Source organism: Phyllobacterium sp. T2-21, assembly GCF_055378485.1.
On sequence record NZ_AP027914.1, the window covers coordinates 90,719 to 111,318 of the forward strand.

Consider the following 20,600-nt stretch of genomic DNA (forward strand, 5'->3'; position numbering starts at 1 on the left):
CATTACCCTAGTCCTTTGTGCTGCCCTCCCACGTTCCGTGGGAAATGCCGTGCTGCTTTTCCATATGGGCAATCACCGCGTCGATCTCATCGGGATCGATCGCCGTACTGACCAGCGTGGCCACTATTTCCACGGTCTCGTCATCGCCCTGATCGGTGATTTCGACGTCGCTGACGGGATAATCCGCCTCTTCAAGCCGTTCGACCAGAAGGTCGCGCATGGTCGGCATGGCCGAACGGGTCGATATCAGCTTGACCTCATAGGTGGCCTCCGCCGCCTGCTCGCTGATGGGGATGCGGTTGATGACATTGACCAGCGGGCGCAGCAGCGTATTGCCGGCAAGCACAAACACCGTCAGCAGCGCCGCTTCGGCGAGCATGTCCGTGCCGGCACAGGCGCCCACCGCCGCCGAACACCAGAGCGTTGCCGCGGTGTTCAGCCCCCGCACGTTCATCCCCTCCTTCATGATCACGCCCGCACCGAGAAAGCCGATGCCGGAAACCACGTAGGAAATCACCCGGACGGCTTCCGTCGTCCCGGCAATCCGCTGCGCCAGATCGACGAAGGCTGCCGAACCAATGGCGACAAGCACATTGGTGCGCAGCCCGGCCGTCCGTTGCCGGTACTGGCGCTCGGCGCCAATCAGCGTGCCGAAGATGAAGGCGGCGACGAAGCTGATGGTCGTATCGAGAAAGGGGTAGAGATCGAATGTCTGTATGAACTTCATGGGGTCACCGCAGCTGGCTCGTCATGCGAGGCTAGCATTTCTCCGGTTAACAATGATGACAGTCCCCGTCATCGCGAGGCAGGCGGTTTGGCACGGCATGTCACCCTCCGGACTGTCGGCGCAATGATCCGCCTGCGCCCCTGCCTCGCCGTCGGAAGACCGCTCCAGGCTTCGGGCCGTGATCACCGGAATATGCCTGGCACGGGCCTGCTGCACCAGTTCCTGCAGATGCCTGCCGCCGGGAAACGCCAGCAGCGCATCGGGACGGCTGTCTTCCAGCATGAAGCGGTTGCGCTTCGTGTCGGCCTGCTTGCCCAGCAGCGACCAGTTGGCGGGATAGCGGACGATATGGACGTCGTTCTGCCGGGCCCAGTCCTCGGCCACCGATCCCAAGGCGGGAAGACCGCCATGGATGAGCACCGTCACCGGACAGGCCGCATGGATGCGGTTCAGTTCGTCGAGAATGGCTTCGGCCACATCGAAATGCCGGCCGCCGGAAATCAAAAGGCGCATGATGTGCTCCTTGCAGTCTGTGTTGAAATGGGAGGCGCGCTACCAGCGTGCCCGCCGCATGATGCGGATGGCGCTCTGGTTCAGGGAGGACGACCACTGGATGAGGCGCCAGCTGCGCCGGCGATTGAGGACGCCCCGGCGGTGCAGCCGCGTGGCAAGCCAGAACAATCCCTGCCCTGTCACGGCCAGAAGCCAGCAGAGCCATCGCAGGAACTGATCCCTTATCCGGGAACGGCGCGGTTCCGGGCGTTTCGAAAGCGAGCCGCGTTTGGGCACACCGCCCCATGAACCATGGGGCGGTGTGCTTGCCTGAAAGTGCAGGATGAAATTGGTCATGACCATATCAGATCTCCTCTGGCGGTCTTGCGGAACGGGAGGATGACGGGCGGCCAATGCCGCCCGCTGTTTGACGGTTCAGAACCACTGGCCGAAGCGGCGGATGTAGATCGCCTTCATGGTCTGGGCGACGACGCAGTAGCTGAACAGGGTAGCCACCAGCCAGGGGAAGTAGCTCCAGGGCAGAGGCTGCAATCCGACCAGCGTGCCGAGCGGCGAGAACGGCACATAGATTCCCAAACCCATCACCAGGATCGACATCAGCATGACCGGCAGGGCCGCCGTGCTCTGGATGAAGGGAATCTTCTGCGTGCGCAGCATGTGCACGACCAGCGTCTGCGACAGAAGCCCCTCGATGAACCAGCCGGACTGGAACAGCGACTGATGCTCGGGCGCATTTGCGGCGAAGACGAACCACATCAGGGCGAAGGTGGTCATGTCGAAGATCGACGAGGTCGGTCCGATCCACAGCATGAAGCGGCCGATGTTCCTCGCATCCCACTTGCGCGGCTTGCTGAGGAATTCTTTGTCCATCCGGTCCCACGGCAATGCCAGCTGCGAGATATCGTACATCAGGTTCTGGATGAGCAGATGGATCGCCAGCATCGGCAGGAACGGGATGAAGGCGCTGGCCACGAGAACCGAGAACACGTTGCCGAAGTTGGAGCTGGCCGTCATGTTCAGGTACTTCATGATGTTGCCGAAGGTCTCGCGACCTTTGATCACGCCCTCTTCGAGCACCATCAGGCTCTTTTCCAGGAGGATGATATCGGCCGATTCCTTGGCGATATCCGCACCGCTGTCGACGGAAATGCCCACATCCGCATCGCGCAGTGCCGGGGCATCGTTGATCCCGTCGCCGAGGAAGCCGACGGTGTGGCCATTGGCCTGCAGGGCCTTGAGCACCCGCGACTTCTGCAGCGGCGTCAGCTTGGCGAAGACGACGCGCTCTTCCACGAGCAGGCGCAGCGCGCTGTCGTCCAGCTTCTCGATGTCACGGCCCAGCAGCGGTATCCCGGCTTCAAGCCCGACCTCACGGCAGATCTTGAGGCTGACCACCTCGTTGTCGCCGGTGAGCAGCTTGACCGCGACGCCATGTTCGGCAAGCGCAGCAATAGCCGGTCCGGCGGTTTCCTTGGGCGGGTCGAGGAAGGTCAGGAAACCTTCGACGATCAGCTCGCTTTCATCCGCAATGCCGTATTGCGCCTTGGTGTCCCCGGCCGGGATTTCCCGGGTGGCGACCACCAGAACACGGAACCCGTCCTCATTGTAGGCGCGGGCGATGGCAACCAGTGCCTTGCGGCTGGTGTCGTCGAGCACGCGGACATCGTTCCCATCGCGCATGCGGGTGGCAATACCCAGCATTTCCTCTACGGCGCCTTTGCAGACCAGCAGGTGCTCGCCGGCCACGCCTTCGACCACCACTGACAGCCGCCGGCGGATGAAATCGAACGGCATCTCGTCGACCTTGCGATAGAAGGCGGCGGTCCGCATGTTGTCGGCCGATGCATCGGTAAAGCGCAGCACGGCCTGATCCATCAGGTTCTTCACGCCGCTCTGGTGATGGCTGTTGAGCCAGGCGAGGCGCAGCACCGTCTCATCGCGCTTGCCGTAGACATCGACATGATGCTCGAGGATGATCTTGTCCTGGGTCAGCGTGCCCGTCTTGTCCGTACACAGGATGTCCATGGCACCAAAGTTCTGGATGGCGTTGAGGCGCTTGACCACAACCTTGCGCCGGGCCATGGCAACGGCGCCCTTGGCCAGGTTGGACGAGACGATCATCGGCAGCATTTCCGGCGTCAGGCCGACGGCAACCGCAAGCGCGAACAGCAGGGCTTCCAGCCAGTCACCTTTGACGAAACCGTTGATCAGGAAGACGACCGGCACCATGACCAGCATGAAGCGGATGAGCAGCCAGCTGACGCTGTTGATGCCGCGGTCGAAGGCGGTTTGCGCCCGCGAACCGACAATGGATTTGGCAAGCGAACCGAAATAGGTGCGCGATCCCGTCGCCACGACGACAGCCGTCGCGGTGCCGCTGACCACATTGGTGCCCATGAAGCAGATATTGGGAACATCCAGCATGTCGGTCTGATCCGAGGCGATGCCCAGCGCCGACTTCTCGGCAACAGCGCCGAGCGTGTCGTATTTTTCGACGGGAATGGCTTCGCCGGTCAGGACCGCCTGGCTGACATAGAGATCGCGCGATTCGATCAGGCGCACGTCGGCCGGGATCATGTCACCGGCGGACAGGCGCACCACATCGCCCGCCACGAGTTCCCGCATCGGAATTTCGAGCATTTCCGGCGGGGTTGTCGCACGGTTCCGGCGCAGTACCGTGACCGTCGTGCGCACCATCGCCTTCAAGGCTTCGGCCGCCTTGCCGGAGCGGTATTCCTGGACGAAGCGCATGATGCCGCTGGCCAGGATCATGACGGTAAGGATGATCACCTTGGTCGGATCCGGCGCGTCACCGTTCTGCATGGGCAGCCAGCAGTCCGTGAAAGCGCTGATCAGGCCGAGGACGATCAGCACCATGATGAAGGGGTTCTTGAAAGCCGACATGAACTGGAGCAGCGCATGCGGGCGCCGGTCATGGGCGACCTCGTTTGCCCCGTCCTTGGCCAGGCGTTCCGATGCATCGCGGATCGTCAGGCCGTTGCGGTGGCTTTTGACGTTGGCAAGGGTGATGTCGATATCGTTCTGGGCTTCGCGTACAGCCCGCATGGACAGCTTGCGGCTGTCCTTCTTCTCCGCATTCAATGCGGAATTCTTGAGAATGACGTTCATTTTCTGGTCTCCTGCCGCTTTGCGCGACAGCGACACCAGCTCCGGATCACCTGAAATTCAGGCGCAACAAGCCGTGCCGAGCCGTCACGTCCACGGTCGGTTTTGGGGAATTTGCTCTTTGGGGTCGCCCGCCATGCTTGCCGGTCACCGGCAGCACGGCGGGCCTACTAGGATAGTCGTCCATGGGATACTCCTTCATGCCGCACCCGATGGCCCGAAGGCGCATGCGCGGCGTTTGGTAAAACAGCGGTCAGATCATGCGGCCCGACTGATAGACCGCCAGCACCATCCCGAGTTTTTCAACCGGGTCCAAAGCGGGTGCGGGCGGCTCATTGTCGGCATGCCAGCGCATTTCAAGCCGGCCATTGACCGGATTGACGCGCCAATCCGCCTGCAGATTGGAAAAAAGGTGCTGTTTCTGGGGTGCTGCGGAAACGCTGTTCCGTTGCACGGCAAGCCGCCCGCGGGCGCGGTTGGCGAAGGCGCGAACGCCTGGAAGAGTTGCGAACGTGATGTTCATGGCTCACCTCATTGACCGGAAGCGATCCGGCCGGGGGTGAGCGACGGTGGAGCCCTAGGCCCTAACGTTGCTCATCCGGTGTACCGGATCGAGTCCTGCTCGTTAGTTGTTTCAAGCGCCCGGCCTCCCGCATCAACGGCAGTCAGGGCGCAGCTAGATTTGCTGTCCATCGTCTTCTTTGTGATTTGAAAAATGACCTGGGTAACCCAAGCAAAACCGCGATACGCCTGCTTGATGCGGGTTGTCAACCAGAAAGCTTGGCCATCGCGATTTTTGTCGCGTGAAATTGATCGTACCGGCTGCAACGGCTTGAATTCCGGCCCCAAATCGGCCTGCCCGGCATCCAGCGCCCGCAAAACATGTTCGCTTATGGGGGAGCGGCGTGCTAACGCTTCCCCCAACAGTTCCATTCAAGCCAGAGAGCTTCCGGTTCTCGCCATACGTGCCCATGATCAAACGTTTTTTCGCCTATTACGCGCCCTACAAAGGGCTGTTCGCGCTGGACTTCTCCTGCGCTGTCCTCTCCGGCCTGCTGGAACTCGGCTTTCCCATGGCCGTGCGCGCCTTCATCGATGTGCTGTTGCCCAGCGAAAACTGGAGCTACATTCTTCTGGCGGCGGCCGGACTGCTTGCTGTCTATCTCCTCAATTCCGGCCTCACGGCGGTCGTTGTCTATTGGGGGCACAAGCTCGGCATCAACATTGAAACCGAGATGCGCCGCAAGAGCTTCGATCACCTGCAAAAGCTCTCCTTCCGCTTCTACGACAACCACAAGACCGGTCACCTCGTCGCCCGCGTGACCAAGGACCTCGAAGAGATCGGCGAAGTGGCGCATCACGGCCCGGAAGATCTGTTCATCGCCATCATGACCTTCATCGGCGCGTTCCTGCTGATGTTCCTCATCAATCCGCATCTCGCCCTGCTGACACTGGCCATCGTTCCCTTCGTTGCATGGGTCGCCAGCCGCTATGGCGGGCGCATGACCCGCAACTGGCAGAGCCTCTACCGGCGTGTCGGCGACTTCAATGTCCGCATCGAGGAGAATGTCGGCGGCATGCGCGTCGTGCAGGCCTTTGCTAACGAGGACCATGAGCGCGATCTCTTTGCCCATGACAATGCCCGCTACCGGGAAACCAAGCTGAGCGCCTACCGCATCATGGCGGCAAGCACCTCGCTGAACTATATGAGCATGCGGCTGATCCAGCTGATCGTGATGATCGCCGGCAGCTATTTCGTCATCACCGGCAGCCTTTCCAACGGCGGCTTCGTCAGCTTCCTGCTTCTGGTGACGGTGTTCGTGCGGCCGATCGAAAAGATCAACTCTGTGATCGAGACCTATCCGAAGGGCATTGCCGGGTTCAAGCGCTACACCGAGCTTCTCGACACCGAGCCCGATATCGCCGACCGGCCCGGTGCCGCCGATGTCAGCGGGCTCAAGGGCAATATCCGCTACGACAAGGTGAATTTCGGCTACACCGCCGGCAGGGCAGTGCTGCACGCTATCGATCTGGAGATCAGGGCCGGTGAGACCGTTGCCTTTGTCGGCTCCTCCGGTGCGGGGAAAACCACCCTCTGTTCGCTGCTTCCGCGCTTCTACGAGGTCGACTCCGGCGCGATCACCGTTGACGGCATCGACATCCGCGACATGACGCTCGCCTCGTTGCGCAGCCAGATCGGCGTCGTGCAGCAGGATGTCTTCCTGTTCGGCGGCTCCATCCGCGAGAATATCGCCTATGGCCGCCTTGATGCGTCGGATGAAGACATTGCGCTTGCGGCCCGCCGCGCCCGCCTCGACGAAATGATAGCCGGTCTGCCTGCCGGGCTTGAGACCATTGTCGGCGAGCGCGGCGTCAAGCTGTCGGGCGGCCAGAAGCAGCGGCTTGCCATCGCCCGCATGTTCCTGAAAAACCCGCCCATCCTTATTCTCGATGAAGCGACATCGGCGCTCGACACGCAGACCGAGCGTGAAATCCAGGCATCCCTTGCCGAACTGGCGCAGGGCCGCACCACCCTGGTCATTGCGCACCGGCTGGCGACGATCCGCAACGCCGACCGTATCGTCGTGGTCGATGACGCCCGGATCCTGGAACAGGGCAGCCACAGCGAACTGCTTGCCGCAGGCGGCGCCTACAAGCGGCTCTATCAGGTGCAGTTCGGCGATGCAGGCGCGGAAATCCTGCTCGACCGGGTGAACGGGAAAGCCTGAACTTTACAGCGCCGGTCAGAAACGTATGCTCCATCTGCTGAACGCTTTGGGAGGAGCAATCGATGATCAGGGAAAGCTACGTTCACGGTGCAAGCAGCCAGCCGCTGATCGGCGAAACGATCGGGCGGCATTTTGACCATATCGCCGGGCGGTTTCCCGACCGTCCCGCCCTTGTGGTGCGCCACCAGAATGTGCGCCTAAGCTATGCCGAACTGAAGCAGCGCGTTGACACCGTCGCAGCGGGCCTCATCGCCCTCGGCCTGAAACCCGGTGACCGCATCGGCATCTGGTCACCCAACAATCTGGAATGGGTGCTGACCCAGTTCGCCACCGCCAAGGCCGGGCTTATCCTCGTCAACATCAATCCGGCCTACCGCTCGCACGAGCTTGAATATGCCGTCAACAAGGTCGGCTGTGCCGCGCTGATCCTGTCGCCCGCCCTGAAGACCAGCAACTACCTCGACATATTGCGCGAGATCGCCCCGGAACTCGACAGCTGCGCGCCCGGCGAACTCCGCTCAGCGAAGCTGCCGACGCTGCGGACCGTCATTCGCCTCGGGACAGACAAGACGCCGGGGATGCTCAACTTCGCCGATCTCGAACGGGCTGCGACCCCGGAAGCCAGACAACAGCTGCAGGCGCTGGCCGCCGTGCTGCAGTTCGACGACCCGATCAACATCCAGTTCACCAGCGGCACTACCGGCAGCCCGAAGGGCGCGACGCTCAGTCACCACAATATTCTCAACAACGGCTTCTTCATCGGCGAGGCGATGCGCCTCACCGAAATCGACCGCCTGTGCATCCCGGTGCCGTTCTACCATTGCTTCGGCATGGTTCTGGGCAACCTTGCCTGCCTGACCCACGGCGCCTGCATGGTCATACCGGGCGAGGCGTTCGATCCGCTGGCGGTGCTGCAGACGGTGGAGGCCGAGAAGTGCACCGGACTGCACGGCGTGCCGACCATGTTCATCGCCATACTCGGGCATCCCGACTTCAAGACCTTCGACCTCAGCAGCCTGCGCACCGGCATCATGGCAGGCTCGCCCTGCCCCATCGAAGTGATGCGCAAAGTCATCCACGACATGCACCAGGGCGAAATCACCATCGCCTACGGCATGACCGAGACCAGTCCGGTCAGCTTCCAGAGCTCCGCCACCGACCCGCTGGAACGGCGCGTTTCGACGGTCGGGCGCATTCATCCGCATGTCGAGGTCAAGATCATCGATGCGGATGGCGCCATTGTCGCGCCTGGTGTTACCGGTGAGCTTTTGACGCGCGGCTACAGCGTCATGCGCGGCTATTGGGGCGACGATGCCAATACCGCAGCCACCATCGACGCCGCCCGCTGGATGCACACCGGCGATCTCGCGACCATCGATGCGGAGGGCTATTGCAACATTGTCGGGCGCATCAAGGACCTGGTGATCCGGGGCGGCGAGAACATCTATCCGCGCGAGATCGAGGAGTTTCTCTACACCCATCCCGGCATCGCCGACGTGCAGGTGTTCGGCATCCCGGACAGCAAGTATGGCGAGTGCCTCTGCGCCTGGATCAAGGTGCGGCCCGGCGCCAGCCTCAGCGAGCATGACGTGCTGCACTTCTGCAAGGGCAGGATCGCCCACTACAAGGTGCCGGCCCATATCCGCTTCGTCGAGGACTATCCGATGACCGTGACGGGCAAGATCCAGAAATTCATCATGCGGCAGGCCATGATCGACGAGCTGGGCCTCATGGAGGCAAAAACCGCCTGAGTGGCGGGGCGCCTATTCCGCCGCATGCGGCGCCGCCGCAACTGTGCCACGTTTGCCGAAAACCCTGCGCCACAGCTGCGTCGATCCGCGCGACATGTCTTCCATGTAGAGGAAGATCACCGGCGTGATGAACAGCGTGAGGATTTGCGAGGCGAACAGGCCGCCGACCACGGCCACGCCAAGCGGCTGGCGCAATTCCGAACTGGCACCCGCACCGATGGCAATCGGCAGGGTTCCCATCAGCGCGGCGAGCGTCGTCATCATGATCGGCCGGAACCGCACCAGACAGGCTTCGCGGATCGCATCATGCGGCGTGTCACCCGCCCGCTGCCGGACAAGGGCAAAGTCGACCATCATGATGGCGTTCTTCTTGACGATGCCGATCAGCATCAGCATGCCGATGATGGCGATCACGCTGAGGTCAAAGCCGAACAGTTGCAGCGTCGCCAGCGCCCCGGCCGCCGCCGCCGGCAGGCCGGTCAGGATGGTCAGCGGATGGATGAAGCTCTCATAGAGAATGCCGAGCACGATATAGATCGTCAGGATCGCCGCGCCGATCAGCAGGCCCTGATTGGACAGCGCCTGCTGGAACACTTTGGCGGTGCCGGTGAATGTCGAGGAAATCGAGTCGGGAACATTCAGTTCCGCCTTGATCTTGTTGATTTCTTCCACCGCCCTGCCCAAGGCAATGCCCTGCGGCAGGTTGAAGGAGATGGTCACCGCCGGCAGCTGGCTCAACTGGCTGACGGCCAGCAGTCCGGCACGCCGCTCCACATGGGCGAAGGAAGACAGCGGGATGAGCTTGTTGGTGGTGGTCGAGCGGATCTGCATCTGGTCGAGCTTGTCGGTCGTCCAGGGGATGGACGGATCGAGCTCGAGGATCACCTCGTAGCTGTCGCCGGTGGAAAAGATGGTCGAGGCCTGATTGGTCCCGAACGCGTAGTAGAGCGAATTGCGCAGCTGCGTCGATGAAATGCCGAGGAGCCGCGCCTTGTCCGCATCGATCACCAGATTGGCCTGCAGCGCATTGTTCTGCAGGTCGCTGGTCACATCGGCAAAATATTGCCGGTCCTGCTGCAGCGCCAGCAGGAATTTCTGCGACCATGGATAGAGATCGTCGGCATTGATGCCCTGCAGCACGAACTGGTACTGCGCGCGCGACGACGTGCTGCCGATGCGCAGGTTCTGGATGGCGATGGGATAGCTGTTGATGCCGGGCACCTTGGCCAGCGACTGGCGCAGGTCCGTGAGCAGCGGGTCGAGCGCCAGTCGCTGGGATTTGGGTTTGAGCTCAACGAAGAAACTGCCCTGGTTGAGGCTCGATGAATTGAAGCCGCCGCCGATGGTCGACGCCACATGCGCCACATAGGGCTTGCTCCTCAGGACATCGGCCACCTGCTTCTGCAGTGCCACCATGGCATCGAATGAAATGTCCTGCCGCGCTTCGGTCGAGATGGAAAGCTGGCCGATATCCTCGGTCGGCAGAAAGCCCTTGTCGATGGACGAGAAGAGATAAAGCGTTGCAACAACCGTCAGAAGAAAGATTCCGAAGACAACGATACGGAAGCGCAGGCAGACATCGAGCATCCAGCGGTAACCGCCAAGGACCGCATCGAAAACCCGCTCCGTCAGCGGCTTGCGGCCCTTTCCATCGTCATGCGGAATGGCCGGCATGTGGCTGCACAGCATCGGGGTCAAGGTCAGCGATATCAGCGCCGACGCCACGATCGCCACGGTCACCACGACGGCAAATTCGTTGAAGATGCGCCCGACCACGCCGCCCATCAGCAGGACGGGGATGAAGACCGCCACGAGCGATGCGGTGATGGACACGATGGTGAAACCGATTTCCTCGCTGCCCTTGAGCGCCGCCTCGCGCGGCGGCATGCCCTCCTCGATATGCCGGGATATGTTCTCCAGCATGACGATGGCATCGTCCACCACCAGCCCGACGGAAAGCGTCAGGCCCAGCAGCGAGATATTGTCGATGGAAAAGCCGAACACATACATCACGCCCAGCGTGGCGATCAGCGACAGCGGCACGGCAATCGTCGGGATAAGCGTGGCCGCGATCCGCCGCAGGAACACGAAGATCACCATCACGACCAGCGCGATGATCAGGATGAGCGTAAATTGCACATCCGATACGGCCTGCCGGATCGACGTCGAGCGGTCGTTGAGCACGTTCAGGCTGGTGGACGCGCCGAGCTCTTCGGCGAATTTCGGCAGCATGGTCCGCACGCGGTCCACCACATCGACCGTATTGGCGCCGGGCTGGCGGAAGACGGCCAGCACCAGCGCCTTCTTGCCGTCATAGCGGCTCTCGGTCTGGGTATTGGCAACGGAATCCACCACCCGCGCCACGTCGCCCAGGCGCACCGGCTTGCCATTGGGCGATGCGATCAGAATCTGGCGGAATGTGTCAGCATTCTTCGACTGCGTGTCGGCCTCGATTGCCATCTGCTGGGTGGGGCTGGTGAGCGTTCCCACCGGCGCGATCGAATTGTTGTCGGCCACGGCACTCGTCAGTTCATCGATGCCGATGCCGCGTGCCTTCATCGCATTGGGATCGACCTCGATGCGCACGGCGAACTGCTTGGCGCCGAACACCTGGACCTCGCCGACGCCATCCACGGTCGACAGGGAGGGCGAGATGACCTGCTCGGCATAATCGTCGAGCTTCGACAATTGCGCCATATCGCTTTGCAGCGCGATCAGCAGAATGGGAGCATCGGCGGGATTGGTCTTGCGGTAGCTCGGCGGCGTCGTCATGTTCGCCGGCAGCTGCCGCAGCGTCCGCGCGATGGCTGCTTGGACATCGGCGGCGGCCTGATCGATGTTCCTGTCGAGCTCGAATTCGATGGTGACGCGGGTCTGCCCCTGCGTGCTCGTGGCGCTGATCGTCGAAACGGAAGGTATCGTGGCGAACTGCTTGATCAGCGGCGTTGCCACGGCATTGGCCATGGTGTCGGGCGCGGCACCCGGCAGCTGGGCGGAAACCGATATGACGGGGAAATCGACCTGCGGCAGGGCGGCCACAGGGAGGAACTGATAGGCAAACAGGCCCGATGCGGCCAGCGCGACGGAGAGGAGGATTGTTGCGATGGGCCGTCGGATGAATATGGCGGAGATGTTCATTGCACCGTGTCCGTCTTGATCGGATCCGGCGCAACCGCATCGGCGGCCGACAGTGCGGGCGCCGCATTGTCCACATCGGCCACCGTTTCAATGACGCTCGACCCGTCCTGCAGATGCAGCTGCCCGTCGATGACCACATGGTCGCCGGATTTGAGGCCCGCGGTAGTGACGGCGGTATCGCCGACCGTTTCAACCACGGTCACCGCCTGCTTGATCACCTTCTTGTCGGGGCCGACGACAAAGGCGAATGTCCCGTCATTGCCCTGCTGAATGGCAATCAGCGGTACGGTCACGGCGTCCTTGTGCGTGCCGATTTCGACCGTTGCGTTGATGTATTGGCCCGGCCACAGCGCGCCGTCATCATTGGCCACATCCGCCTTCAGGACAATCGTCCCGGAGGCTGTGTCGACGCTGGAATCGACAAAGTTGAGCGGGCCTGACGCAATCACTTCCTTGCTGCCGGGAACCTTGACCAGAACGTCGAGCTGACGTTCCTTCATCGCATCGCGCAATGTCGGCAGATCGCTTTCCGCCACGGTAAACGACACCCGCAGCGGTGCCATGCGCGTGATGGTCAAAAGACCGCCGCCGGTATCCGCGGTGCGCACGAAATTGCCGACGGATGTGTTGACCACACCGACACGGCCATCGATGGGTGCCTTGATGGTCATGTAGGAGAGGAGGACCTCGTCGGCCTGGATCTGCGCCGTATCCATGGCGATCGACGCTTTCAACGCATTGACGACGGCAAGCGCCTGATAGGTCTGCTGCTGCGTATTGATTTTCTGGCTTGACAGGGCCTGCGCCGCGATCAGGTCCTGGTTGGCGGAATCGAGATTGGACTGGTCCTTGGCCAGCGCCGCCTTGTCCTTCTCGATCGTCGCTCGGATCGTCCGGTCATCCAGTTGAAAAAGCACGTCCCCGGCCTTGACCATCTGCCCGTCCTTGACATTGGCCGCCATCACCATGCCGTCGGCTTGCGGCCGGATGATAACCGTGTTGATCGGCTCGATATTGCCGACAACCGTCTTGGTGATGGGCACGTCTTCGGTCTTGGCCGTGGCGGCAACAATCGATGGAACGGCGGCAGACCGCCCCTTGCCGGACCCTGCAGCCGGCGCTGTCGCGGCAACCGTCGTCGGCCCCTTGCCGGCAGGCGGCGCGTTCAGATGGGGAGAGAGAAAGATGTAGCCGAGTCCGGCCAATACAACGAACGCGATCAAAAGACCCAGACGTTTCACTGCACGCTACCTCCAGGGCACCGCCCGTTAGCCAACAATGTATCGGCTATGGACTCTCTCACCTTCCCGGCATCTTGTCGAATGACCATTTTGTCATGTTTGCTGCAATGCACAGGGCGGCAATCGCCCGGATCGGGCAATGCAATCAGCACTTGAAGCCGACCAAGCAATGCGCGTACTCCTATCAGGAGAACGAAGGGGACCGCGATGCTGAAACACCTGAACATTCCATCGGCAATGCGAGTGGTCCTTCTGTGTCTGTGCACGGCACTTCCCGGCGTTTTCGCAGCGGCCACAACCGCTTGCGCGCAGACCGCGGCGCCGGAAACCGTCACCATCGTGCTGCAGCGGGGCCAGAGCGAAGCCGACATCAACAACACGCTGCGGGCCGCCTATGCCAGCGGCCGCAACGTTGTCGTGCGTTGGGAGGATCCGGCACCGGCGCCCGCACCAGCAAAAGCCAAAGCCTTGCCCGCCGCGCAGCCGGGCGATAGCCCGCTCGATCAGGCCGAAGCCCTGGCCGAGAATGCGCTGGATTCATTCGGCACCGGTCTCTCCGTCGGGCTCACGGGCATCGGCCACATCGTCGAACTGCCCTTCATGATGGACAAGGGGCTGCAAAGCCAGGGCGGCGACTGGGGTCAGGTTACCCTCGTCACGCTGGGTGCGCTGCTTGCCGCCGCCGCCGCGGGCTGGATCGTCTTCCGGCTTGGCACGGCGCTGATCGTCCGCCCGCTCGGCGAGGATGCCGATCTCGTCCATCGTGCCCGCGGCTCGCTTGCCCGCACGGTGCGCGACATTGCCGGCATTTGCGCCTTCATTGCCGTCGGACACATCGTCATCAACGTCCTGACGGCCGACGCGCCGATGGCCTCCACCCTGACGTTGAGGCTGCTGCACGCCGCGGCGCTGACCCTGGTCTATGCGGCGGTCGGACGGCTGTTCCTGTCGCCCGGCGATCCCCAGGCAAGGCTCCTGCCCATCAACAATCCGCAATGGCACTTCCGCATGCTGGTTGCCTATGGCCTCACCGGCGCCCTGGTCGGCCAGCTCGTCCGCCTGTCCCTGGAAAGCGGTGTCAGCCGCGGCGTCACCGAAGGCTGGTTCCTGATTGCAGCGACCGTGGTTACCGTTCTGAAGCTCTGGTGGTTCATTGGCGGGCGCAGGGACATCACTGCGGTCTTTGCCGGACCGGCACCGAGCATGACCCGGCAGGTCATCGCAAGTGCGCTTCCGGCATTCCTGTCTTTTGTTGCCATCCTGATCTGGATTGTCGGCTGCATGGCAGCCAGTGCTCCGCAGCGCGCCCATTGGGGGGAAGCGGCGGGCGCAACCCAGGTCATCATCCTGCTGATACCCATCATCGCCCTTGGCATGCATGCGCTGATTGCGGCCATGCAGGAGCGGCACAAGGATGACACGCCCCTGCCGCCGCTGGCGCAAGCTTTCATCGCGGCCATCCAGACACTGGCGACCGGGGGCATCTGGCTTCTCGGTCTCTTCCTCATTATCCGTCTGTGGACCAGCTACATGGACAGCGCCTACGCCATGGCGCTGTCACTCATCACCGGCCTGCTGCGGATCAGCGTTGCCGTGGTCGTCGGCTGGGCCATCTGGAGTTTCCTGCGGCACTATTTCACCGCCCTCTCTCCCTCCTCGCGGCCGCTGCTGCCGGGACAGGAGGACACGGACGGTCCAACGCGCACCGCCGCCGGACGCCTCTCGACAATCCTGCCGCTGGTGCGCGATCTCGCCTTTGGCGCCATCGTTGCGATCACGGCACTCGTGGTGCTTTCATCCCTCGGCATGGATATCGGACCGCTGCTTGCCGGCTTCGGCGTTCTCGGACTGGCCATTTCCTTCGGCTCGCAAACGCTGGTGAAGGATGTGGTCTCGGGCATATTCTTCATTGCCGACGATGCATTCCGCACGGGTGAATACATCGACACCGGCAAGCTCAAGGGCACCGTCGAGCGCATCACGCTGCGCTCCCTGCAGCTGCGCCATCAGAACGGCCCGGTGCACACCATCCCCTTCGGACAGATCCAGTCGGTGACGAATTACAGCCGGGACTGGAGCACGATCAAGTTCGAGCTGCGTTTCGACCGCGACACCGATCCGGAAAAGATCCGCAAGACGGTCAAGAAGGTCGGCCAGGACATGCTCGAGGATCCGGAATTCGGCCCGGAATTTCTGGTTCCGCTGAAATTCCAGGGCATTCAGGACATCACCGAGAATTCGATGATCGTCCGGCTCAAATTCACCGCCAAACCGGGCAATCCGTCGCTTATCCAGCGTGAGGCGATGAAGCGGCTGCTCGTGGCCTTCCGCGAAGCCGGTCTCCTGCTGGCATCCAATGCGGTGACCGTGCGCTCGGGGACCAACGATACGGCCGGTGCCGGTGCGGCAACCCAGATCGCCCTGGAGAAGGCCGCCGAACTCGCGTCGACGCAGGCGGCCAAGCCGGGCTAGAGCCTTTCCTGCGCGCCGGCAAGCGCGACAGGCTGGACGATCAGCCCCTGCTCCGTCGCCTGCAGATAGGCCTCGACACCATAGATCCGGCGCATGTGATCGGCCGTCAGCACCTCCGCGGGCCTGCCGTCGGCGACGATCCTGCCTGCGTGGATGAGAACCAGCCGGCTGCACCAGTGCGCGGCAAGGCCGAGGTCGTGCAGGGATGCAACCACCGCCGAGCCCTTGCCGGCCAGATCGGCAAGCGACTGCATCAGGCCGATCTGATGTGCCGGATCGAGCCCCGCCGCCGGTTCGTCCGCAAGCAGGAGCGCCGCATCCTGCGCCAGGGCACGGGCGATCAGCACCCGCGCCCGCTCGCCGCCGGAAAGGTCGAGAGCCGAACGATGGCGCAGCTGCTGGACATCCATCCGCTGCATCGCCTGTTCGACCAGCGCCGCATCATGCGCGCTCGGCCGGGAAAACCCGCGGCGGTAGGGCGTGCGGCCGAGCGAGACGAGATGTTCCACCGACACGGCCCAGGCGATTTCGCGGTCCTGCGGCAGATAGGCGGCGTGCCTTGCCCGCTCCCCGATGTTCATCCGCCGCGCCGGTTTTCCGGCAATGCCGATGTCGCCGCTCGACGGCACCAGGCCGAGGATGCTCCGCAGAAGGGTCGACTTGCCCGCTCCGTTCGGGCCGATCAGCCCGATAAATTCACCGGCGCGAACGTCAAGCGATACATCGTGCAGGACGGCCCTGGAACCGAGCGACGCATGGACATGGGACAGGCTGAGGATCGTCATATCAGCGTCCTCCGCGTACGGAACACCAGCCAGAGGAAGAAGGGCGCGCCGATCATGGCCGTCAGCACGCCAAGCTTCAAATCCCGGCCCGGCGCGATCAGGCGCACGAGGATATCGGCTGCCAGCAGCATCGAAGCGCCGCCAAGCGCACTGGCCGGCAGCAGGCGCGACGGCCGGGCACCCACCAGCGGCCGCAGCACATGCGGCACGATCAGGCCGACGAAGCCGATGGCACCGGCAACGGCGGTGGCCGCCCCGACGGATGCGGCCGTGCCCAGAATGGCGAAGAACTGCACCCGCCGGATGTTGATGCCCATGCTGGCGGCAGCATCGGGCCCCAGTGTCAGGGCGTCGAGCGCGCGGCCGAGGCTGAACAGCAGCGCCCAGCCGGCGAGGATGAACGGGGCGGCAAGCTGTACATGCAGCATGGAGCGGTCGGTGAGGGATCCCAGCATCCAGTAGACGATCTCCATCGCGGCAAACGGGTTGGGCGACAGGTTCAGCGCCAGCGTGGTCATCGCCCCGGCAAAGCTCGAGACCGCGACACCGGCGAGAATGATGGTCAGCGTACCCGCGCCGCGGCCGGCCAGCGCCTGCACCAGGAAGACCGCGAGAACAGCGCCTGCCAGCGCCATCAGCGGCAGGGCAAGCGGGAAAGCCAGGGACAGGCCGGTATAGATGGCGATCACCGCGCCGAGGGATGCCGACGCGCTCACCCCGAGAAGGCCCGGTTCCGCCAGCGGATTGCGCAGATAGCCCTGCAGCACCGCGCCGGAGAGCCCGAGGGTCGCCCCGATCATCAGGCCGAGCAGCGCGCGCGGCAGCCGTATTTCCCGCATGACGATGACGATGGCATCGCCCTGTCCCGTCAGCAGGGCGCGGATACTGTCCGAAATGCCCAGTGCGGCCGGACCGGCGAGCAGCGACAGCACGAACAGGACAAGGGTCAACAGCGCAAGCCCGGACAGGAGAAGGCGGTAATGATCCTTCATCTGGAGCCCTCCCGCCGTGCCGCATCCGACAGCAGCTTGACGGCCTCTGCCGTGAACGGTCCGCCGCATATCCAGTACTTGTCGGGGATATCGACGGGCTGCCGCCCCTGCAGCGCCGCCCGGAACGCCGGATGGAGCTGCGCGTCATAGGCAAGGGCGGGCGCCGGATAGGCGTTGTGGGTGGCAATCAGGTCCGGCTTGGCCATGACCAATTGTTCGAGTGACAGTTTTTGCGTGCCGTCGAGGCCGAGCTTTTCGCCCATATTGATGAGCCCCGCCCGGTTGACGACCTCACCGGCCAGGGTGTTGCGGCCCGAGGTGATCTGGTTGGCATAATAGAGCGCGACGGTGGGCGCATCAGCGCCGTGTGCCGGAACGCTTGCCAGGGCTGTGTCCATCGCGCCCAGGAGTTCTTCCGCCCTGGCTTCGCGCCCGAGCAAGGCACCCATCCGCCGCACATTGGCGCGGATATCGTCGAAGGAGGCTTCCGGCAGGAATTCCTCGACGCGAAATCCGAGCCGCCTGAGAATATCGGTCGCGGCCCGTGTGGTGTAGGTGCTGGTCAGGATCAGATCCGGCTGCATCAGGAATATCTCTTCCGCCTGACCATGATTGACCGCAAACGCCCCCGCCTCCCCGGCCAGAACCGACACGGTCGCGTCCCCGGCGAGATAGGACACGGAAACGAGCTGCCCGCCCGATGCCAGCAGCATCGCCAGCTGATCGGTGCAAAGGTTCATGGAGACGACGCGCCCCGGTGCTTCGGCCGACGCGGAATCGACCGTGGCAAGCAGCGCAATGGCGGATGCCAACCACGCCGCGCCTGCGCCGGCAGCCCGTCTGTATCCCCTGCTCACGCCCGCAAACTCCCCTTGCCCCTCACACAGCCGAAACCTTGGCGGCATGCGGCGACCTGCCTATAGCTGCCATCAATATCGTCCGGCGTATAGTCATTCATGCGGCATATCCATCGTCTGACCGGTTGACATCCCGTTTTGCCGCTTCCACCATGGGACAGATTCCGGGAGAGACAATTGGACATTCGCAAGATTGGTAAAACGCCGCTGGCCGTCACTGAAATCGGCTTCGGCGGGGCGGCGATTGGCGGGCTGTATCGTGAATGCACGCGCGACGCCGCAATGGAAACCCTGCAGACCGCATGGGATGCCGGCATACGCTATTTCGACACGGCGCCGTTTTACGGTTTCGGCCTGTCGGAACGCCGGACCGGCGACTTCCTGCGCGACAAGCCGCGCAACAGCTACGTGCTTTCGACAAAGGTCGGCCGCCTCATGCGCCCGGTACCGGAGGATCAGGTCCCCGATCATTCCTACGTCAATCCCCTGCCCTTCGCCGTCGACTATGACTACAGCTATGACGGCATCATGCGTTCCTTCGAGTTCAGCCTGGCGCGCCTCGGCCTGAACCGGATCGACATCCTCTACATCCACGACATTGGTGCCTATACCCATGGTGCCGGACAAAACGCCGTTTATATGGACCAGCTGCTCGGCAGCGGGCTGAAGGCGCTGGACGAACTCAAGTCGGCCGGGGCGATTGCCGCTTATGGGCTGGGGGTGAACGAAGTCGAGGTCTGCCTCGATGTGCTGGCCCGGCATCCGCTCGACTGCATTCTGCTCGCCGGGCGCTATTCCCTGCTCGACCGCGCGGCCGAACGCGGCCTGCTGGATGTCTGCCGGGCGCAGAACACCTCGCTTGTCATTGGCGGCGTGTTCAATTCCGGCATTCTGGCGACGGGTCCCGTCCCCGGCGCGCATTTTGATTATGGCCCGGCATCCCCGGATATTCTCGAGCGCGTCCGCGCCATGCAGGCCATCGCGGAGGCCGAAAATGTGCCGCTGGCAGCCGCCGCCATCCAGTTTCCGTTCCGCGAACCGGTCGTGGCGAATGTTTTGATCGGCACCGCCAAGCCCTCGAGCCTGACCCGCAATCTGGAAATTTTATCCACGAAAGTCCCGGAATCTGTATACACCGACTGCGAACGTTTCGTCCTTCGCTAAATTCTTCTAAAAGATCGCTCCGGATTAGTATCGGCATGGGTTTCATGGGGTGGCAGCAACCGCTAATTTGCTGATCTGCCTTGCAATATCAGCCATTGCATATTCCGCTCATCTGATTACATAAGGGCTCGCTGACTGCGTTCAGCGCGCCCGGCTGGCGTATGCGGCGGCCGGAAATCAGGCAATGAATGGAGCAACGCCCGGCTCTCTTTCATGTGTTGACACGAAGTATTGAGCGAGAGACCCAGGGATGACTGCATCTTCGTCAGCGACCGTCACGGCGGCACCTATTCATGCAACGGATGACCTTTCGGCACCGGTTGCATTTGCGATTCCCGACAATGTGTTCGCGGAAACGGTCACCGAGGTGCGCCACTATACCGATCGCCTGTTCCGTTTCCGTATCACGCGGCCCACGAGCTTCCGTTTCCGTTCCGGCGAATTCGTCATGATCGGCCTGCCCAATGCGGAAAAACCTGTCTATCGCGCCTATTCCATCGCCAGCCCGTCCTGGGACGAGGAAATCGAATTCTTCTCGATCAAGGTCGACAACGGCCCGCTGACCGAACATCTGCAAAAGATCAAGCGCGGCGATACGGTCCTCCTGCGCAAGAAGTCGACGGGGACACTGGTTCTCGATGCGCTTCTTCCCGGCAAGCGGCTCTACATGCTGTCGACCGGAACCGGCGTTGCTCCCTTCGCCAGCCTGATCCGCGACCCCGAGACCTATGAAAAGTTCGAAGAGGTCATCCTGATCCAGACCTGCCGGGATATCGCCGAGCTGAAATACATCACTGAAATGGTCGAGGGCATCAAGGATGACCCGCTGATCGGTGAATTCGCCGCAGACAGCCTGCGGCTCTACACGACGACCACGCGCGAACCATTCACCCACATGGGCCGCATCACGGACCTGATGCAGAGCGGCAAGCTGTTCAGCGATCTCGGCCTGCCGCCGCTCGATCCCGAAACCGACCGCGGCATGATCTGCGGCTCGATGCACATGATCCACGACACCAAGGCCATTCTGGAATCCTTCGGCCTGGTCGAGGGCGCCAACAACAAACCGGCGACCTATGTGGTCGAGCGGGCTTTCGTCGGCTAA

General features: G+C 62.7%; 16 protein-coding genes. 5 read left to right on the forward strand and 11 right to left on the reverse strand.

What is annotated here, in order from left to right; translation table 11 throughout:
- Positions 1–7 precede the first annotated feature (7 nt).
- The 6 genes from ACZ5FP_RS20765 to ACZ5FP_RS20790 all read right to left on the reverse strand — a co-directional run bounded on the left by ACZ5FP_RS20765 (position 8) and on the right by ACZ5FP_RS20790 (position 5,299).
- Positions 8–727, reverse strand: a complete 720-nt coding sequence (locus tag ACZ5FP_RS20765) for an MgtC/SapB family protein (protein WP_464664382.1) — start codon at positions 725–727, stop codon at positions 8–10.
- A gap of 21 nt (positions 728–748) precedes the next feature.
- Positions 749–1,240, reverse strand: coding sequence for a DUF2493 domain-containing protein (locus ACZ5FP_RS20770; RefSeq protein ID WP_464664383.1), 492 nt, complete (start codon positions 1,238–1,240; stop codon positions 749–751).
- Positions 1,241–1,279: 39 nt separating this feature from the next.
- Positions 1,280–1,582, reverse strand: a complete 303-nt coding sequence (locus tag ACZ5FP_RS20775; protein ID WP_464664384.1) for a hypothetical protein — start codon at positions 1,580–1,582, stop codon at positions 1,280–1,282.
- Positions 1,583–1,654: 72 nt separating this feature from the next.
- Entirely contained in the window at positions 1,655–4,369 is a 2,715-nt protein-coding gene (gene mgtA, locus ACZ5FP_RS20780; RefSeq protein ID WP_464664385.1) for a magnesium-translocating P-type ATPase, read from the reverse strand.
- Between the two features lie 250 nt (positions 4,370–4,619).
- Positions 4,620–4,889, reverse strand: coding sequence for a hypothetical protein (locus ACZ5FP_RS20785; protein ID WP_464664386.1), 270 nt, complete (start codon positions 4,887–4,889; stop codon positions 4,620–4,622).
- A 71-nt stretch (positions 4,890–4,960) separates the two neighbouring features.
- On the reverse strand, positions 4,961–5,299 hold the full coding sequence (locus ACZ5FP_RS20790) for a hypothetical protein (RefSeq protein WP_464664387.1): 339 nt from the start codon (positions 5,297–5,299) through the stop codon (positions 4,961–4,963).
- Positions 5,300–5,337: 38 nt separating this feature from the next.
- On the opposite strand from ACZ5FP_RS20790, the gene ACZ5FP_RS20795 reads away from it, so the two are divergent.
- Together ACZ5FP_RS20795 and ACZ5FP_RS20800 are read left to right on the forward strand one after the other, a co-directional pair.
- Positions 5,338–7,095, forward strand: a complete 1,758-nt coding sequence (locus tag ACZ5FP_RS20795; protein WP_464664388.1) for an ABC transporter ATP-binding protein — start codon at positions 5,338–5,340, stop codon at positions 7,093–7,095.
- Positions 7,096–7,157: 62 nt separating this feature from the next.
- Positions 7,158–8,846, forward strand: a complete 1,689-nt coding sequence (locus tag ACZ5FP_RS20800; RefSeq protein WP_464664389.1) for an AMP-binding protein — start codon at positions 7,158–7,160, stop codon at positions 8,844–8,846.
- 12 nt (positions 8,847–8,858) lie between these two features.
- Here ACZ5FP_RS20800 and ACZ5FP_RS20805 read toward each other — a convergent pair whose 3' ends face one another.
- The gene (locus ACZ5FP_RS20805; RefSeq protein WP_464664390.1) at positions 8,859–11,984 is read right to left on the reverse strand and encodes an efflux RND transporter permease subunit; all 3,126 of its coding nucleotides are present in this window, start codon (positions 11,982–11,984) and stop codon (positions 8,859–8,861) included.
- Complete coding sequence (locus ACZ5FP_RS20810; protein ID WP_464664391.1) at positions 11,981–13,225, reverse strand: efflux RND transporter periplasmic adaptor subunit; 1,245 nt, start codon at positions 13,223–13,225, stop codon at positions 11,981–11,983. The genes ACZ5FP_RS20805 and ACZ5FP_RS20810 overlap by 4 nt, the downstream gene beginning before the upstream one ends.
- A gap of 207 nt (positions 13,226–13,432) precedes the next feature.
- Here ACZ5FP_RS20810 and ACZ5FP_RS20815 point away from each other — a divergent pair, with 207 nt between their 5' ends.
- Positions 13,433–15,697 carry a mechanosensitive ion channel family protein gene (locus ACZ5FP_RS20815; RefSeq protein ID WP_464664392.1) on the forward strand — a complete coding sequence of 755 codons (2,265 nt, stop codon included), beginning with the start codon at positions 13,433–13,435 and terminating at the stop codon, positions 15,695–15,697.
- Here ACZ5FP_RS20815 and ACZ5FP_RS20820 read toward each other — a convergent pair.
- Genes ACZ5FP_RS20820 through ACZ5FP_RS20830 form a run of 3 tightly spaced genes read right to left on the reverse strand, consistent with a single transcriptional unit; the run spans position 15,694 to position 18,331 of the window.
- Positions 15,694–16,482, reverse strand: a complete 789-nt coding sequence (locus ACZ5FP_RS20820) for an ABC transporter ATP-binding protein (RefSeq protein WP_464664393.1) — start codon at positions 16,480–16,482, stop codon at positions 15,694–15,696. The two genes, ACZ5FP_RS20815 and ACZ5FP_RS20820, sit on opposite strands and share 4 nt — an antisense overlap.
- Positions 16,479–17,474: a FecCD family ABC transporter permease gene (locus ACZ5FP_RS20825; protein ID WP_464664394.1), complete on the reverse strand. Its 996-nt coding sequence runs from the start codon at positions 17,472–17,474 to the stop codon at positions 16,479–16,481. Before ACZ5FP_RS20825 ends, ACZ5FP_RS20820 begins: the two co-directional genes overlap by 4 nt.
- Entirely contained in the window at positions 17,471–18,331 is an 861-nt protein-coding gene (locus ACZ5FP_RS20830; RefSeq protein WP_464664395.1) for an ABC transporter substrate-binding protein, read from the reverse strand. The genes ACZ5FP_RS20825 and ACZ5FP_RS20830 overlap by 4 nt, the downstream gene beginning before the upstream one ends.
- Positions 18,332–18,508: 177 nt before the next feature.
- On the opposite strand from ACZ5FP_RS20830, the gene ACZ5FP_RS20835 reads away from it, so the two are divergent.
- The gene (locus ACZ5FP_RS20835) at positions 18,509–19,495 is read left to right on the forward strand and encodes an aldo/keto reductase (RefSeq protein ID WP_464664396.1); all 987 of its coding nucleotides are present in this window, start codon (positions 18,509–18,511) and stop codon (positions 19,493–19,495) included.
- A gap of 250 nt (positions 19,496–19,745) precedes the next feature.
- Positions 19,746–20,600 carry a ferredoxin--NADP reductase gene (locus ACZ5FP_RS20840; RefSeq protein WP_223615424.1) on the forward strand — a complete coding sequence of 285 codons (855 nt, stop codon included), beginning with the start codon at positions 19,746–19,748 and terminating at the stop codon, positions 20,598–20,600.

What these genes read in the sequence shown, in the direction of transcription:
- ACZ5FP_RS20765 (WP_464664382.1), bottom strand. Translation starts at nt 727, where the DNA reads ATGAAGTTCATACAGACATTCGATCTCTACCCCTTTCTCGATACGACC.
- ACZ5FP_RS20770 (WP_464664383.1), bottom strand. Translation starts at nt 1,240, where the DNA reads ATGCGCCTTTTGATTTCCGGCGGCCGGCATTTCGATGTGGCCGAAGCC.
- ACZ5FP_RS20775 (WP_464664384.1), bottom strand. Translation starts at nt 1,582, where the DNA reads ATGGTCATGACCAATTTCATCCTGCACTTTCAGGCAAGCACACCGCCC.
- mgtA (WP_464664385.1), bottom strand. Translation starts at nt 4,369, where the DNA reads ATGAACGTCATTCTCAAGAATTCCGCATTGAATGCGGAGAAGAAGGAC.
- ACZ5FP_RS20785 (WP_464664386.1), bottom strand. Translation starts at nt 4,889, where the DNA reads ATGAACATCACGTTCGCAACTCTTCCAGGCGTTCGCGCCTTCGCCAAC.
- ACZ5FP_RS20790 (WP_464664387.1), bottom strand. Translation starts at nt 5,299, where the DNA reads ATGGAACTGTTGGGGGAAGCGTTAGCACGCCGCTCCCCCATAAGCGAA.
- ACZ5FP_RS20795 (WP_464664388.1), top strand. Translation starts at nt 5,338, where the DNA reads ATGATCAAACGTTTTTTCGCCTATTACGCGCCCTACAAAGGGCTGTTC.
- ACZ5FP_RS20800 (WP_464664389.1), top strand. Translation starts at nt 7,158, where the DNA reads ATGATCAGGGAAAGCTACGTTCACGGTGCAAGCAGCCAGCCGCTGATC.
- ACZ5FP_RS20805 (WP_464664390.1), bottom strand. Translation starts at nt 11,984, where the DNA reads ATGAACATCTCCGCCATATTCATCCGACGGCCCATCGCAACAATCCTC.
- ACZ5FP_RS20815 (WP_464664392.1), top strand. Translation starts at nt 13,433, where the DNA reads ATGCTGAAACACCTGAACATTCCATCGGCAATGCGAGTGGTCCTTCTG.
- ACZ5FP_RS20820 (WP_464664393.1), bottom strand. Translation starts at nt 16,482, where the DNA reads ATGACGATCCTCAGCCTGTCCCATGTCCATGCGTCGCTCGGTTCCAGG.
- ACZ5FP_RS20825 (WP_464664394.1), bottom strand. Translation starts at nt 17,474, where the DNA reads ATGAAGGATCATTACCGCCTTCTCCTGTCCGGGCTTGCGCTGTTGACC.
- ACZ5FP_RS20840 (WP_223615424.1), top strand. Translation starts at nt 19,746, where the DNA reads ATGACTGCATCTTCGTCAGCGACCGTCACGGCGGCACCTATTCATGCA.